Annotated in this window: 15 protein-coding genes and 2 tRNA genes; 12 read left to right on the top strand and 5 right to left on the bottom strand. The window is 65.6% G+C overall.

Features of this window, described 5'->3' with window-relative positions; translation table 11 throughout:
* Nucleotides 1–309 precede the first annotated feature (309 nt).
* The 3 genes from ACTZWW_RS08450 (at nt 310) to ACTZWW_RS08440 (ending at nt 4698) form a co-directional block, all read left to right on the top strand.
* On the top strand, nt 310–1581 hold the full coding sequence (locus ACTZWW_RS08450; protein WP_444780503.1) for a metallophosphoesterase family protein: 1272 nt from the start codon (nt 310–312) through the stop codon (nt 1579–1581).
* Nucleotides 1581–3677, top strand: a complete 2097-nt coding sequence (locus ACTZWW_RS08445; protein WP_444780502.1) for an ORC-CDC6 family AAA ATPase — start codon at nt 1581–1583, stop codon at nt 3675–3677. The genes ACTZWW_RS08450 and ACTZWW_RS08445 overlap by 1 nt, the downstream gene beginning before the upstream one ends.
* A 172-nt stretch (nt 3678–3849) precedes the next feature.
* Nucleotides 3850–4698 carry a hypothetical protein gene (locus ACTZWW_RS08440; protein WP_444780501.1) on the top strand — a complete coding sequence of 283 codons (849 nt, stop codon included), beginning with the start codon at nt 3850–3852 and terminating at the stop codon, nt 4696–4698.
* A 17-nt stretch (nt 4699–4715) separates the two neighbouring features.
* On the opposite strand, the gene ACTZWW_RS08435 is transcribed toward ACTZWW_RS08440, so the two are convergent.
* Nucleotides 4716–5045: a helix-turn-helix domain-containing protein gene (locus ACTZWW_RS08435; RefSeq protein ID WP_444780500.1), complete on the bottom strand. Its 330-nt coding sequence runs from the start codon at nt 5043–5045 to the stop codon at nt 4716–4718.
* Nucleotides 5046–5181: 136 nt separating this feature from the next.
* On the opposite strand from ACTZWW_RS08435, the gene ACTZWW_RS08430 reads away from it, so the two are divergent.
* The 3 genes from ACTZWW_RS08430 (at nt 5182) to ACTZWW_RS08420 (ending at nt 7990) form a co-directional block, all read left to right on the top strand.
* Nucleotides 5182–5334 carry a hypothetical protein gene (locus ACTZWW_RS08430; RefSeq protein ID WP_444780499.1) on the top strand — a complete coding sequence of 51 codons (153 nt, stop codon included), beginning with the start codon at nt 5182–5184 and terminating at the stop codon, nt 5332–5334.
* Nucleotides 5335–5866: 532 nt separating this feature from the next.
* Complete coding sequence (locus ACTZWW_RS08425; RefSeq protein ID WP_444780498.1) at nt 5867–7573, top strand: cation:proton antiporter; 1707 nt, start codon at nt 5867–5869, stop codon at nt 7571–7573.
* A gap of 3 nt (nt 7574–7576) precedes the next feature.
* On the top strand, nt 7577–7990 hold the full coding sequence (locus ACTZWW_RS08420; protein ID WP_444780497.1) for a hypothetical protein: 414 nt from the start codon (nt 7577–7579) through the stop codon (nt 7988–7990).
* A 4-nt stretch (nt 7991–7994) separates the two neighbouring features.
* On the opposite strand, the gene ACTZWW_RS08415 is transcribed toward ACTZWW_RS08420, so the two are convergent.
* Together ACTZWW_RS08415 and epmA are read right to left on the bottom strand one after the other, a co-directional pair.
* The gene (locus ACTZWW_RS08415) at nt 7995–9077 is read right to left on the bottom strand and encodes a lysine-2,3-aminomutase-like protein (protein WP_444780496.1); all 1083 of its coding nucleotides are present in this window, start codon (nt 9075–9077) and stop codon (nt 7995–7997) included.
* Nucleotides 9074–10147, bottom strand: coding sequence for an EF-P lysine aminoacylase EpmA (gene epmA / locus ACTZWW_RS08410; protein WP_444780495.1), 1074 nt, complete (start codon nt 10145–10147; stop codon nt 9074–9076). Before epmA ends, ACTZWW_RS08415 begins: the two co-directional genes overlap by 4 nt.
* A 146-nt stretch (nt 10148–10293) precedes the next feature.
* Here epmA and efp point away from each other — a divergent pair, with 146 nt between their 5' ends.
* Nucleotides 10294–10863 carry an elongation factor P gene (gene efp, locus ACTZWW_RS08405; protein ID WP_444780494.1) on the top strand — a complete coding sequence of 190 codons (570 nt, stop codon included), beginning with the start codon at nt 10294–10296 and terminating at the stop codon, nt 10861–10863.
* A gap of 235 nt (nt 10864–11098) precedes the next feature.
* Here the strand turns inward: efp and ACTZWW_RS08400 are convergent, their stop codons facing one another.
* Nucleotides 11099–12088 (bottom strand): heparan-alpha-glucosaminide N-acetyltransferase, encoded by a 990-nt coding sequence (locus tag ACTZWW_RS08400; protein WP_444780493.1) that lies wholly within the window; start codon nt 12086–12088, stop codon nt 11099–11101.
* 324 nt (nt 12089–12412) lie between these two features.
* Between ACTZWW_RS08400 and ACTZWW_RS08395 the strand changes: the two genes are divergently transcribed.
* Both ACTZWW_RS08395 and ACTZWW_RS08390 read left to right on the top strand, forming a co-directional pair.
* A complete protein-coding gene (locus ACTZWW_RS08395) occupies nt 12413–12988 on the top strand; it encodes a cold-shock protein (RefSeq protein WP_444780547.1) in 576 nt (191 codons plus the stop codon).
* Nucleotides 12989–13016: 28 nt separating this feature from the next.
* On the top strand, nt 13017–13484 hold the full coding sequence (locus tag ACTZWW_RS08390) for a DUF192 domain-containing protein (RefSeq protein WP_444780492.1): 468 nt from the start codon (nt 13017–13019) through the stop codon (nt 13482–13484).
* A 13-nt stretch (nt 13485–13497) separates the two neighbouring features.
* Here ACTZWW_RS08390 and ACTZWW_RS08385 read toward each other — a convergent pair whose 3' ends face one another.
* On the bottom strand, nt 13498–14337 hold the full coding sequence (locus ACTZWW_RS08385; protein ID WP_444780491.1) for a class I SAM-dependent methyltransferase: 840 nt from the start codon (nt 14335–14337) through the stop codon (nt 13498–13500).
* A 129-nt stretch (nt 14338–14466) separates the two neighbouring features.
* On the opposite strand from ACTZWW_RS08385, the gene ACTZWW_RS08380 reads away from it, so the two are divergent.
* The 3 genes from ACTZWW_RS08380 to ACTZWW_RS08370 all read left to right on the top strand — a co-directional run bounded on the left by ACTZWW_RS08380 (nt 14467) and on the right by ACTZWW_RS08370 (nt 15029).
* Nucleotides 14467–14543, top strand: a tRNA-Pro gene (locus ACTZWW_RS08380).
* A 31-nt stretch (nt 14544–14574) separates the two neighbouring features.
* Nucleotides 14575–14880 carry an ETC complex I subunit gene (locus tag ACTZWW_RS08375; protein ID WP_444780490.1) on the top strand — a complete coding sequence of 102 codons (306 nt, stop codon included), beginning with the start codon at nt 14575–14577 and terminating at the stop codon, nt 14878–14880.
* Between the two features lie 72 nt (nt 14881–14952).
* Nucleotides 14953–15029, top strand: a tRNA-Arg gene (locus ACTZWW_RS08370).
* Nucleotides 15030–15220: the final 191 nt, after the last annotated feature.

Genomic DNA, 15220 nt, shown 5'->3' with positions numbered 1-15220 from the left:
GCACCTGGCTACATGCGCTTTCCGCAGCGCGTCCTTGCAGCCCGCCCTCGTGGCGGGCTTTCTTTTGCAAATATATCGGGGAGAAGTTTTCCATAAGCGGTAGCTTATGGAACTGCTATGGCCGGTGGATCTGCCACCCTCGACCATCAGTGCACTGATTCTATTGGGTTTACTGCCCTCGAAGAGTAAATTTATCGCCGTCTTCAGACCGCCACAAGAGGGGCGGCCCTCCTTCACCTACTGCAATCGACGACAGGACCAAACTTAAAATGCAGTTGCAAATGCTCTTAAATTGTCCATAATGCGACTATGCTCCCGCGCCTTCGACTCCTCCAGATCGGCGATATCCACCTTCCGAGCGGTGCATCTGCTCAGCCCTTCGTCGATCTAAAAGACCGCAGTTTTCCCACTGGGCTAAGCTCAGCTATTTCTGTCTCTCCATTGAAGCGAGTGTTCAAAAAAATATTCTCCTTACTTGAGGAAGAACAAATACACTGCGTTTTATTCATGGGAGACTTTACTGATTATGGTCAGATTCGTGGCTACGAGGCGTGTTGTCGGTATATCGCTCAAGCGCTACAGTTAGGCAGTGGAAGAAAATTCGAGCATATTCCAATCGGGATCGTACCCGGCAATCATGACGTCGATCGCACCCTCGCCAAGCGACCTGGTACTGCCACGAAGTTCTCTCCACTTTCTGCTGCTCTCGGCCAGTTTGGCCTTGGCAATCTGCCGGTGACCGGCCCGGTCCGCATTGAGGTTGGTGCTGACGGGCCGAAAACACGCGTTCTTTTAATGAACAGCTGTTGGGGCTGCGGCGATGAAAGCAGCATACCCGAGGAATTCCGCCGACCGATCGTGGCAGCGATAGACCAGGCATTAGGGAGTTCTGGCGGAAGTAAAGCGTTGAAGGCTTACTACGATCGTCAACTCGACACACCAGCTCTCACCGAGGATTCGATCTCGGCCCTCATGCATGAGATCGGTTCCACTCCTGGAAGAGAAATTCCGATTATCGTTGCCCACCACAACCTTCTTCCTCAACGGCTCCCGCGATTGGCACCCTACACGGAGTTGATAAACGGTGGTGCACTGAGGGCCTCCCTTTGCGAGGCAGGCAGGCCAATTATTTATCTCCATGGTCACATTCATGAAGACCCAATTGAGCTGGTGCAGAACCAGAACGGGGCGCCAATACTTGTGATCAGCGCGCCTAATGCCCTTCGAGGCTTTAATGTCGTTGACATCATATTCACGCCAGGCAATGTTGCCATTGCTTGTCACATCACTCCAATCCGCTTCGATCAGTCGGGATTTTTGACACAGTTAAAGAAGGTTTCGATGCCGTTGGCTGGACGCCGGCGTCGGCTTGATCCGCTCTCGACAAGTCTATTCACGAAGTTGCTGCACCTAAGGGTTGCATACTGGTCAGAAGTTGAGAGCATTGCATCGAAAATTAAGCCCAAACCTGATGAAACGCGACTAAAAATCGTTGTGGAACAATTGGTAGCAGATGGGTTATTGACGATTGAGAACGACAATCTTCCGCAAGATGACTGGATTATAAGGGCCGATATGTGATGGACGCTGAGATCAATCCCTTCCGCCCAACTCGATGGGAGCACGATCATACGGGCCTCCCCTTGATATGGTTTGCGCCGACCGCACGCGCGCTCGCGGGCGACAAATCCGCATACGTTCATGGGAGCAGGGGAAGTGGCAAGACAACACTTCTGAGAAGCATATGTTGGGAAGACTTACTACGAAATCCATCTCTTCGGCTGCAGAGAAAACTTAGCGACTTTAAATACATTGGTGTCTACGTTAGACTTCCGGATCATGTCTCGCAATCGATGGGAAGAGCAGATTGGCAGGAAATATTCCCCCTGGCACGGCATCCGGAACTGGAGTTTCACTCTTTCTTTTCACTCGCAATTGAACTCATTTGTCTTGAGAAAACGCTTACAGCTGTACACTCGCTGAGAGTGGCAGGCGAGCTAACGTTCCAAGCAGAAGCAGAGTTCGAGGTAGTTGAAAAATTCTTGTCTGAGTTCCCGCAGCTCACCAACTTTCTTAGCCCACGGCCACTAAGTTTTGACTCTTTGGCAAAGCTGATGAGGACCGTTATACGACGCATGAATGAAGCGACTGGCAGGGGTTTTGTGTCTACTTTAATCGATTCTTTGCCAGCACGACAACCGAACGAAATGCTTGTGACATTATGTAAGCAGCTTTCCTCGACTGTTAAATATTCGAATTCCAAGTCAAGTTCTGCGCCTGGCTTTAAGTTCTGCCTTGATGACTGCGAGGTTTTGAGCCAACTTCAACTCAAATCTCTCAACACAATGGTTCGTGTCCGAAAATTTCCGATTTCGTGGGTAGTGTGCGCAGTGGGAGATGCGATAGAAGGGGCTGACACCTTCCTTCCTGAGCAGCCGTTAACAGATGCAGATCGAGTTGTTGTGCCTCTTGACTTTAGAGTTAAAGAAGATTTCTATAAGCTCTGTGAGGCAGTTTCCAGTTTAAGGGTATTTTTTTCGCTGCCGCCCTCTGACCGGCCCAAAGTAACTGGCAAGACAATCGCCTCAATATTCTCCTTAGATGAAAAACTTGGTTCGTCTAGTGTAAATGATATTCTACACCTTATGATCCGTCGGTCGACTAGCCCGCTAGCTCGACAGATACGTGCTGCGGCCGAGTTGCTCCTACGACATATCAATGACCAATCAGATCGAAAGATTAGTAGAGAGGGAATAGAACCTTTACCCTATTATCAGGCTTACATCCTTTGGCATTGGATGGGCCGGGGAGAGTCGTTCAAGTCGGTGGCAGATGAATCGGATCTTGAACGGATGATTAAATATGTGCCGATGCTTGAGCAATCAAACCATCAAGCTTGGTTAAGAAGAAAGATGGTCGGTGCACTTCTTCAGATTTCTGCAAGGATCGGTTTTAAACGTCTTCCTCTTTCGGGGTCCAACATAATAATTTCACTATCTGATGGATCGATACGCGATTTTTTGGAGATAATGGCTGATGTTTATGATGCCTATCGTGATGCGTTTCAAAAGTCTGACGAAACTGTGATTTTACGGAGGTTTAGTTCTCGTACTAAGATTGCAAATTCCATCCAGACCGAGGGAATCTATAAATCGAGCAATGATTGGTTTGAGGGAGTTGGAGGGACGTCTGATCCGGCCGCAGTTTCTATGTCGAATTTGATTGAGGCATTGGCGAAGTACACTTCTAGCTTGCAATCGACGACAGGCCATAAGGCGCTGTCTACAAGTGAGAGGGGGGTGTTTATTTTGCGAAAGTCAGACGACCTTCTCGTTGACGATGAAGAGGCCAGGCTATATGCCGAACGGATTATAAGCCGCGCAGAACTCGCTGGATATCTCCGGACTGTTCCTTTGAAGCATAGAGCCATTCGGGGTCTTGCGCGAATGAAACCGATCTCTGGCTTCAGATTGCATAGGCGATTTGCGCCGCGCTTTCTGTTCTCTTACCGTGGAGCGTATGAGCCTGTGCGCCTGTCCGTTGAATACCTGTCCCGAGTATGCCTTCCTGGAGCAGATCTAACGCCCGATCAGTGGGTAGCAGGTCTGGTGAAAGATGCTCCAGAAGAAGTAGAGCAGCTGTTGCTTCCTCTGATTGCGAGAAGTGATGATGATTGAGTGCGCAATCGGAACATTCCATGTGCGCCAGGGGCTCGTGGACGACGGTTGTTCTTTGCTGCGTAAATACGATTTGGCGCTTGCTTTCGTCAGTTGGGAGGCACGGGCGACCACAGCTCTTGAACACTTGAGTGGGAGGGCGCGAGCCGTCAAATTGATCCGATTTGCGTCGGTGGATGCGAGTGCGGACGAGCGGAAGGATCAAGTCGAGTCTGACGCAAGATCAATCCTCGGTTCTGGCGTTGAGAGCTTCAAACTCGCGTCATCTGTGGATTGGGAGGATAACGTCGCTGTATTCAGACGATTGATGAGCGATGCTGTACGTGAGGCTGGCAACCCTCTGTCCATTATTATAGATATTTCATGCTTGCCGAAGAGATATTTGCTGTACCTGCTTGGGCATGGCTTTCGAGAGGATGTCGCCGCCAGAATGGATTTCCTTTACTCGGAGGCGGGTAAGTACGAGTTCCGGCTCGGCAAAGCAGTAGGTCACGGCTCCCTTATATCTGAAGGTGAATGGACGTCGCTACAGGTCCCCTATTTTGAGGGAGAGACGTATGTCCCGTCAAGACGAGACTTATTTGTCTCGCTCGGTGGAGAAGTTAGCAGTGCGCTTCCATTAATTGAGAGATTTGAGGCGGATAGGATGTGCGTTTTCGGCGTAACAGGCTCCAAGGAGAGGCTGCCTAGTGTTCAGTACGAAAGTGAGCTGACCGCGCGTGAACTTCTACTTGCGACGCCTTGTGTAGAGGCGTTCGAGTATGATTTATTTGACGTAGTCGGGATGGCCAAGGAGACCATTAGATGCCTTGAGCGTCCTACAACATGCTTTGCGATCGGTGCGAAAACGCATGCGCTGGCTTTTGGCATTGCGGCGTTAGCAAATGAAAAGTTTCAAGTTGTTTGCCGTTCTCCTAGTAGGTACTCACACAACAATGCTATTCCTTCAGGTAGGGTCTTTGTATACCAGGTTGAGGATAGATTCGAGCCGCTCGCTTATTGGAAGCCAGATAAGAGCTGAGGCGCTAGGAGTGCGCCTCACCCCTCCATCGCCTTGATCACCCGCCCGACCCTTGCCAGCTCCTTCTCCTCCAGCCGGCGCAGCAGCACGTCGATGCGCTGGAGCTGGCGGGTGCGCTCGGGGGGCGAGTCGATTGGGGGCTCGGGGGCGAAGAGGGCGATGGGCTCGATGCCGAAGGCGCGGGCCAGCGCCTCGATGTTCTCGAAGGAGAGGCCCATCTCGCCGCGCTCGACCCGGGCGATGGTGTTGTCGGCGAGGCCGGAGCGCTCGGCGAGGTCGGGGCGGGACCAGTCCCGGGCCTCGCGCGCGGCGCGGACGTTCGAGCCGAAGATTTCCTTGAGAGTCACGCCGCGCCTCCACAGGCGCAAGCTGCGAGAAAAGGCGGCCCGCACGGAAGGCCGGTGAATTGCGCGAATTGTGGTATCTATCCGTCTGTCGTACTGTGTCTGTCAGTCAGTCGACCCTCGGTAACGGAACCCACCCATGCCCACCCCCCTCACTCTCGCGCTCGCCCTCCTCGCCATCGCCCTCCTCGGGAGCTTCCTCGCGGCCCTCCTCGTCCGGTGTCGGCGCCGCACCCGTCCCCGGCGGGTGGCGCGGGCGGTGGCGGCGCGGGTCGCGTCCGAGCGGGCCTAGCGGGCGCGGACGGAGGCCTATTGGGCGGCGCGGCTGCGCGAGGGCGTCGCGCCGCGCCCGCGGCTCCTCGGCGGCGGCCACTACGGCGACGGCGCGCCGCCGCCCCTCGACGAGGACGACATCGCCGCCGCGGCCGTGGAGCGGCTCGAGGGGCGCGGGGGCGGGTGGACGTATCCCTGAGAGGGGCGCTCCGTCCTGGGGTGCGAGCGTGCCGCGCGTTCGGCGCAGCCGAAGAACGACAGTAGCCGTGGATACGGTGCTCTTCCGCTTCGTGGAACGCGTCGCTTTCGCGCCGCGCCCCATCCGTCACCGGCTTCGCCGGCGACACCTTCCCGTACAGGGAAGGAGAGACCGCGCCGCCCGCCGTCGTGCCCCTGTGGGACCCCGCCGCCGATCCGTTGTCGCGGGCGGTCCCCGCCCCGAGGGGGCGGGATGGCCTACGCATTCCCCGCGTCTACACGCCGTGTCCCCGCTACGCGATAGTCCCCCCGCACCCGCCGCCCCCGAGACTCGCGAAAGGCCCCGCCCGGACATGGACGAGACCTACCCCTTCTACGAGATCGCCCTCCTGCTCGCGCTCGCCGCCGGCATCGGGCTCCTGGGGCATCTGCTCAAGCAGCCGCTGATCGTCGCCTTCATCGCCACGGGCATCGTCGTCGGGCCGGACGTGCTCGGGATCGTGCACGAGGCCGAGTACGTCGATCTCCTGGCCGAGATCGGCATCGCGGTGCTGCTCTTCCTCGTGGGGCTCAAGCTCGACTTCCAGGCGATCCGCAGCCTCGGCGCGGTGTCGCTGGCGACGGGGCTCGGGCAGGTGGGGTTCACTGCGGGCGTCGGCTTCCTGATCTGCCTCGCGCTCGGGCTCGACCTCACGACGAGCCTCTACGTGGCGGTGGCGCTCACCTTCTCCTCCACGATCATCATCGTGAAGCTCCTCTCCGACAAGCGGGAGGTCGACGCGCTGCACGGGCGCATCGCCATCGGCTTCCTGATCGTGCAGGACATCGTCGTGGTGCTGGCGATGATCGTGCTCTCGACGCTCGGCGTCGGGGCGCAGGGGAGCCCGGCGGGGCTCGGGATCGCGGGCACGCTCGGGGCGGGCGTCGTGCTGCTCGCGCTGGTCGGCGTGTTCATCCGCTGGGGCGCCGAGCCGCTCCTGCGGCGCGTGGCGAGCCTGCCGGAGCTGCTCGTCGCCTTCGCGCTCGCCTGGGCGGTGATGTTCGCCGCGCTCTGCGACGTGATCGGGCTCGGCAAGGAGCTCGGCGGCCTGATCGCCGGCGTGTCGCTGGCCTCGACCTCCTTCCGGGAGGCGATCGGCTCGCGGCTCGCGTCGCTGCGCGACTTCCTGCTGCTCTTCTTCTTCGTGGCGCTCGGCTCCTCGCTCCGGCTCGGCACGCTGGGGGACCAGGTCGTGCCGGCGCTGGTGCTCTCGGTCTTCGTGCTCGTGGGCAACCCCTTGATCGTGCTCGCGATCATGGGGGCGATGGGCTACCGCAAGCGCACCGGCTTCCTCGCCGGGCTGACGGTCGCGCAGATCTCCGAGTTCTCGCTCATCTTCATGGCGATGGGCGTCACGCTCGGGCATGTCGGCGACGCCTCGATCGGGCTCGTGACGCTGGTCGGCCTCGTGACCATCACGCTGTCGACCTACATGATCCTCTACTCGCAGACGCTCTACGGCTGGCTCGAGCCGCTGCTCGGCTGGGCGGAGCGCAGGAACCCGTTCCGCGAGACCGAGGACGAGGCGACGACGGCGGGGCGCTACGAAGCCATCGTCTTCGGGGTGGGCCGCTACGGGCGCGAGATCGCCCGCGTGCTCGTGGCCAACGACGCGCGGCTGCTCGGCGTCGACTTCGACCCGGAGGCGCTGGAGCGCTGGCGCAAGCGCGGCCACGACGGGCTCTACGGCGACGCCGCCGACCCGGAGTTCCCCGAGAGCCTGCCGCTCGCGGGCGTGTCGTGGCTCATCCTCGCCACGCCCCCGCCGGCGGGGCCGAGCGTGGTCCACGGCGACGGGCGCATCGTGCTGATGGAGGCCGTGCGCGCGCGCGGCTTCACCGGGCGGATCGCGGTGCGCAGCCACGACCCGGAGGACGCCCGGCGCCTCCACCACGCCGGCGCCGACGTCGTCCTGCGCCCCTTCGCCGACGCCGCCGAGCGCGCCGCGGAGCTGCTGGGCTACGCGGTGGAGCCGGTGGAGAAGGCGAGACCGGCGGGCGCGCGCACGATGGAGGCTTGAGCGGTGCTCTACCGGTTTCCCCCCGGCACGACGGCGACGGTGATCGCCGACTACGAGCGCCCCTATCCCGACCCGATCGCCGTGCGGGCCGGCGACCTCGTCGTCCCCGACGCCGTGCGCAGCGCCGAGACCGACATCCTCGGCTGGACCTGGTGCACGGGGCCGGACGGCCGCGCCGGCTGGACGCCGACGGCCTGGACGGCGCCCGCCGCCGACGGCCGACTGAGGATGATCCGCGACTTCTCGGCCCTGGAGCACACCGTCGGGCCGGGCGACCGGGCCGTGCTGCACCATTCCGAGAGCGGCTTCGTCTGGGCCACCGTGCACGGCCGCGCCGCCTGGGTGCCGGACGCGGTCCTGGCGCTCGACGCCGCCGACGACGACGCGGAGGCCCGCGCGGCGGGACCCCGCCCCTGATCCGCTACGCGGATCGTTCCCGCCCCGAGGGGGCGGGAGCGGGCGGGTACGCGTGCCGGCCGCCCCGCCAGTCCTCGACCACGACCGCCTCGCCCGCGCCCTCGCTGAGATACCCCGGCCCGATCGGGCTCTTGCCGGCTCCGCCGGGGATGTCGAGGACGTAGGTGGGCTGGCACAGGCCCGAGACGCGCCCGCGCAGGGCGCGGACCAGCGCCCGGCCCTCGGCGATCGAGAGGCGGAAATGGGCGGTGCCGGGCGCGAGGTCCGGGTGGTGCAGGTAGTAGGGCGTCACCCGCGCCTCGACGAAGCCGCGCATCAGGGAAGCCAACGTCTCGACGTCGTCGTTGACGCCGCGCAGCAGCACCGACTGCGAGACCATGACGATCCCCGCCTCGACGAGCCGCGCGCAGGCGGCGCGGGCGGCGGGCGTCAGCTCGCGCGGGTGGTTGGCGTGGAGCGCGACGTAGACCGTCTTGCCGCAGGCCTTCAGCGCGGCGACGAGGTCGCCGTCGACCCGGTCCGGGTCGACGGCGGGGACGCGGGTGTGCAGGCGCACGATCTTGACGTGGTCGAGCGCGGCGAGGCGGCGCATCAGCGCCTCGAGCCGCCGCGGGGCGAGCACCAGCGGGTCGCCGCCGGTGAGGATCACTTCCCAGATCTCGCGATGCGCGGTGAGATAGGCGAAGGCGCCCGAAAGCTCCGCCTCCGGCAGGAGCCCGCCATGGGCGGGCCCGACGCTCTCGCGGCGGAAGCAGAAGCGGCAATAGACCGGGCAGATCGTCACCGCCTTGAGGAGCGCGCGGTCCGGGTAGCGGTGGACGATGCCGGGGACGGGGGAATGGACGTCGTCACCGATCGGGTCGGCGCGCTCCTCGGGGCGTGTCTCGAGCTCGGCGGGGGAGGGGACGAACTGGCGCGCGATCGGGTCGTGCGGATCGGCCCGGTCGATCAGCGCGGCCATCGCCGGCGTGACGCCGATCGCATAGCGCGCGGCGACGGCGTCGAGGTCCGCCCGGGCGTGCGCGTCCGCGGGCGCGAGGCCGGCGGCGACGAGATCGTCGACGCGGTGGAGGGTGCGCGCGCTCATGAGGCCTCGCGCTCCGCGTCGTCGAACGGATCGGCGACGGGCGCCCACAGCACGTCCTCGATGCGCCGCGCGCCGGTGGCGAGCACGCACAGCCGGTCGAAGCCGAGCGCGCAGCCGGCGGCCTCGGGCATGCGGGCGAGCGCGGCGAGGAAGTCCTCGTCGAGCGGGTAGCGCTCGCCCCACACGCGCGCCTTCTCGTCCATCTCGAGCCCGAAGCGCCGGCGCTGCTCGGCGGGGTCGGTCAGCTCGCCGAAGCCGTTGGCGAGCTCGACGCCGCAGGCGTAGAGCTCGAAACGCTCGGACACGCGCGGGTCACGGGCGCTGGCGCGGGCGAGCGCCGCCTCGCAGGCGGGGTATGCGCACAGGATGGTGGGGCGCCCGATGCCCAGATGCGGCTCGATGCGCGCGACGAGCACCTTCGAGAACACGTCCGACCACCCGTCGTCGGCGGCGACGCGGATGCCGGCGGCCCGCGCCTGCGCCGCGAGCGCCTCGCGGTCGCCGGCCCCGCGCGCGTCGAGGGTCGCGAGGAGGTCGATGCCGGCGTGGCGGGCGAAGGCCTGCGCCAGCGTCAGGATCTCGGGCTCGGCGCGCGGGTCGCAGGTCGCCCCGCGCCAGGAGAAGGCGCGCGCGCCCACCGCGTCCGCGGCGGCTGCGAGGAGGGCGGCGCAGTCCGCCCACAGCGCCTCCCACGGCGCGCCGGCACGGTACCATTCGAGCATCGTGAACTCGGGATGGTGCAGCGGGCCGCGCTCGCGGTTGCGGAAGACCCGCGCGAGCGTGAAGATCCGCGTCTCGCCCGCCGCGAGCAGCTTCTTGCAGGCGAATTCGGGGGAGGTGTGCAGGTACATTTCCCGCGTGCGCCCGTCCGCCGCCGCGAGGGGCGTGCGGAACGCGTGCAGGTGCGCCTCGTTGCCGGGTGAGACCTGAAGGCAGGCGGTCTCCACCTCGAGGAAGCCCTCGGCGCGAAGATGCGCACGCACGGCGTCCGTCACCGCGCCGCGCCCGACGAGGAAGGGCCGGCGGTCGGCGTGGCGTCCGGGATCCCAGAAGGGGGAGGCGGCCTGCATCTGCTCACGGGTCTCCTTCGTGGGGCACTCGGCTCGCCGGCTCACTAGACCGGGCGCGCCTCGTGGGGTAATGCGCAGGCCGAGCAGGTTCAAGCCTGGCGACATCGATCGGCCGCGGCACGCGGCGCACACGAAGTGGAAGAGACATGGCCAAGGTCATCGCGAGCTCCCTGCGCAAGGGCAACGTCGTCGACGTCGACGGCAAGCTCTACGTGGTCCTCACCGCGCAGAACATCCACCCCGGCAAGGGCACGCCGGTGACGCAGGTCGACATGCGCCGCATCTCGGACGGGACCAAGGTCTCCGAGCGCTACCGCACGACCGAGCAGGTCGAGAAGGCCACGGTGGAGGATCGCGACCACCAGTTCCTCTACGAGGACGGCGAGGGCTTCCACTTCATGAACCCGGAGACGTTCGACCAGGTCACGATGTCGAAGGACGACATCGGCGACCAGTCCGCCTATCTCCAGGAGGGAATGACGGTCTCGCTGAAGCTGCACGAGGGCCTCGCCATCGCCATCGAGCTGCCCCAGCGTGTGATCTTCGAGGTGGTCGAGACCGAGCCCGTGGTGAAGGGCCAGACGGCGTCCTCGTCCTACAAGCCCGCCATGCTGAACAACGGCGTGCGCACCATGGTGCCGCCCCACATCTCCGCCGGCACCCGCATCGTGGTGATGACCGAGGACGGGTCCTACGTCGAGCGCGCCAAGGACTGAAGCCTTCCGCGCAGGCGCGTCTTGCTCGCGCGGCCGGCGGTTGGATGGTCGCTGCGAGCCGGCCCGCCGTCCTCCCCACCCTCCGGCCTGCGGCCTCCCCTGCGGGGAGGAGGTGGGGCGCGGCCTGCATCCGCCGTTCGCACCATCCGCCGACCCGCTTCCTCCCCGAAGGGGAGTAGTCCGCGCGAAGCGCGGGCGGTGGGGCCGTTCGATCGTGCAGGCGACGCGCTCAACGTCACTCCGGCGCGGGGCTCTCCCGCAGCGTGCGGGCGACGCAGGCGTTGGCGATCTCTCCGATGCGGGCGTCCTGCTCGGGCGTCGCGGCGCCGTCCAGCGCGGTCATCAGGCCCTCGGCCTCGAGGGTGCCGAGCGCGCAGTCGCAATAGCGCACGCAGAAAGCGGCGTCGCGCCCGTTCTCCTCGCAGGTGCGCCGGCAGGCGCTCGCCGTCTGCTCAGCGCGCGCGCTCTCGCCGACAACGAGCGCGACCGGCCAGAGCGCGCCGAGAAGGATCGGCTGGTGCAGGAGGTAGATGACGAGGCTCCAGCGCCCCATCCAGACGAGCCCGCGTCCGAGGCGGCCGCGGACCTCGAGCGCGGCGACGCGGGCGCGCAGGCCCGTGTCGAGCAGGACGCGGCCCGCCGCGACCCCCGCCAGCACCGCGGCGAGCCAGGGGAAGACCGGCTCGAAGTCGTTCGTGTCCGGCGCCGTATCGTAGAAGCCGATCCAGGCGAGCCAGCGCGTGTCGAAGGCGGGATCCGCAACGAGGAACGGCGCGGCGAGGACCGCCGCCGCGACGAGCGCCGTGATCGCCGGGTGGAGCCGCAGGAAGGGCAGGGCGAGCACGCTGCCTACCGCGATCATGTGCAGGATGCCGAAGAAGATGAAGCTCTGCGGGAAGGCGACGAAGGTCGCCAGCGTCACGAGTGCGGCCGCGCCGCCGACCTTCGCGAGGCGCACGAGGAAGGCGCGCGCGTCGAGCCCCGCGTCGTGGGCGAGGACGAGGCTCACGCCCACGAGGATCAGGAAGGAGGCCGCGATCGCCCGTGCGAAGGTTCGCCAGGCCGGATCGAAGGGGACCTCGACGGCGACGAGCCCGTAGAACCAAAGGTCCCAGGCGAGGTGGTAGACGATCATCGCGACGAGCGCCGCCCCCCGCGCCACGTCCACCGCCGCGAAGCGGGCGCGCCCCGCATTCCTCGCCTCGCCCGCTCCGACGACCCTCATCGCATCCCTCCTCGAAACCGCACGCCGGCGCCGGCCGGCCCGAGCCGAGCCGGCGTCTCGGCACGCTCATGCAAGTCCATGACATCCTTGTTGTTTCGCTACATCTTTGAATCGAGCTCGGCAATTGCCGATCTTTCGGGCTTTCGTTCTCGGAATTGGGTGTTATCCTCCCTTTAAGAATCAAGCGGCGTGGTTCGATCGGTGTAGTGCATGTCTGACGAATTCGACCCGGGATCGACGGGCACGCGGAGCGTGAGCGGCGATCGCAAGAGCGAGGGCGGGCAGGACACGGTCTCGCCGGTCGTGCCCGCGCGCGGTTCCGAGATGCGCGGTCTCGAGGCGCATGGTCTCGAGACGTCGGCCGAGCGTGCGGTCGAGCGCCCGCTCGAGCTGACGGAGATCGCCGGCGTCATCAAGTGGTTCGACGTCGCCAAGGGCTTCGGCTTCATCGTCCCCGACAACGGCCTCCCGGACGTCCTGCTCCACGTCACCTGCCTGCGGCGGGACGGCTACCAGACTGCGGCGGAGGGGGCACGCATCGTCGTGGAAGCCGTGCAGCGACCCCGCGGCTACCAGGCCTTCCGCATCCTCTCGCTCGACGAGAGTTCCGCCGTCCACCCCTCCGAGCTGCCGATGGCGCGCACCCACGTCAGCGTGGCGGCGACGAGCGGGCTGGAGCTCGCCGTGTGCAAGTGGTTCAACCGCTTGCGCGGCTTCGGTTTCCTCACCCGCGGGGACGGGACGGCGGACATCTTCGTCCACATGGAGACCCTGCGGCGCTACGGCATCGCCGAGCTCAAGCCGGGCGAGCAGGTCTACGTGCGCTACGGCGACGGCCCGAAGGGCCTGATGGCGGCCGAGGTGCGCATGGTCGACAGCGCCCTGCCGTCCTCGCATTGAGGGGTCCGTCGGCGTGAGGCGTTCCTCCATGGTCCATTCCGTTGCGCGTGGCCTCGCGGCCGCGCTCGTCCTGCTGACGGCGGTCGTCGCGCTCGCCGTCCCCTCCGCGACGGCGCAGGAGCTGCAGCCGCTGACGATCGTCACCGACACGGGCGAGCACGCCTTCGAGGTCGAGCTCGCGGCCACGCCCGAGGAACGCCAGCGCGGCCTCATGTTCCGCCGCTCGATGCCGGCGGATCAGGGCATGCTCTTCGACTTCGAGCGGGTGGCCCCGGTCTCGATGTGGATGCGAAACACCTACATCTCGCTCGACATGCTGTTCATCGACGCGGACGGCACCGTCGTGCGCATCGCCGAGAACACCGAGCCGCTCTCCGAGCGGACGATCCGCTCCGGCCAGCCCGTGCTCTCCGTGCTCGAGCTCAACGCGGGCACGGCGCGCCGCCTCGGGATCGAGGCTGGCGACCGGGTCGAGCATCCGCTGTTCGAGCGCTGACGGCCGCTCGAGTTCACCGCTGGAACAGTGCCAGCACGTTGTCGTCGAGCGGCAGGGCGTGTCTCCAGCGGATCCGCACGGTGAAGCCCGTCTCCTCGCCGAGCCGGCGCAGCGATGCGGGATCGAAGTAGTTCACGTGATCCGGCAGCCGGAAGCCGCACCAGCGTGCGCCCATGATCCGACGGTTCCATGAGCCGTAGTTGGGGACCTTCACCGCAGCGAGGCCGCCCGGCGCCATCTTCGCGTGGAGCGCCGCCAGGACCTCGCGCGCTTGCCAATCGTGCTCCAGGTAGGAGCGCAGCAGCGCCGCCGTGAAGAAGCCGTCCGGGAAGGCGGCGAGGCCCTCGAGCGCCGAGGCGTGGACCACGGAGCCGCCACGCGCCGTCGCGTAGGCGCCCGCCTGCGCCGCCAGCGCGCTGGAGATCTCGATACCGTGCGGCACGAAGCGCGTATCGAGCCGCGCGAGGTTCGAGCCGGTGCCGCAGCCGAGATCGAGCGCGGGCCCGCTCGGTGCGGTGCGGTTGAGGAGATCGACGCCCTCGGTGCGCGGGAACAGGCGCAGCCGCCAGCGCGTCGTCGCGTCGAGCCAATGAAGGATCGGCTGGCGCTGCTTGCGGCGCGCACCTTCGCGGGCGTATTGCGTCTCCCACGCGAGCGTGTCGACCAGGGCCTCGGTGCGCGGCACGACCGGCATGTGCGCGAAGCCGCAGCCGCGGCAGGCGACCACGTCCCAGCCGTCCCGGCCGTAGGGGAGGGCGGGGGCGTCCCCGTTCCGCGTACCGCAGATGGGGCAGGGGCGCGTCAGCGTGGCGACCCCGCTCGGGTGGGCGGGTCGCGGGAGCGGTGCGTTCATGCGCCCGAGCTAGGCCTTAACGACGAGCCACGCAATGCGACCTTTGGGCCGGGCCCGCCGCCGCGCCGCCGACAAAGAGCTTGCGCCGCCGTGCGCGAGCTTCTATCTCGCGAGGTGTGCCGGCGGTGTCGGGGCGTAGCGCAGCCTGGTAGCGCATCTGCTTTGGGAGCAGAGGGTCGCTGGTTCGAATCCGGCCGCCCCGACCAGCCGCACGGCCGAGCGATCGAGGCGAGAGACATGGCGGCACGCATCTTCAAGCCCTCGCGGGGGGCGACGTCATCGGGCAAGGCGCGCACGAAGCGCTGGGTGCTGCGCTTCGATCCCGCGAGCCCGCGCCAGATCGAGCCGCTGATGGGCTGGACCGCCTCCGCCGACACCCGCCAGCAGGTGCAGCTGACCTTCGACACCAGGGAGCAGGCGGTCGCCTACGCCGAGCGCGAGGGCATCGCCTACGTGGTGGACGAGCCGGAGGAGCCGACCCGCAAGGTCATCTCCTACTCCGACAACTTCAAGCACAACCGCGTCGGGTCCTGGACGCACTGACCCGCCCGCCGGCGCCACCCGGCGCCGCGACGGTTTGCGCGGCGAGACGGCTCTTGCTATCCCTTCGCGCACGGCCCCGTAGCTCAGCCGGATAGAGCAAGTGCCTTCTAAGCACTAGGTCGCAGGTTCGAGCCCTGCCGGGGTCGCCAGCGCGCGACGCGTTCCTGCGCCTCACTCCGAGCGCGGGCGCCCTACAGCACCTCCCACCCGTTTCCGTCGGCACGCCGGATCCGTGTGCCCGTGGCATCCGTCCGCGGCGCCGGCTCGGCGCGAGGGCGGGTCGGCACCGGGCTCGCCTCGGGACGCGCCGCGACCGGGGCGCCGCGTGGCGCCTGGGGGG

It is taken from the genome of Salinarimonas sp. NSM, assembly GCF_052380005.1.
In the GTDB taxonomy this organism is placed as follows: Bacteria; Pseudomonadota; Alphaproteobacteria; order Rhizobiales; family Beijerinckiaceae; genus Salinarimonas.
Note: the sequence above shows the minus strand (reverse complement) of the source record. Positions and strands in the feature narration are given on the sequence as shown.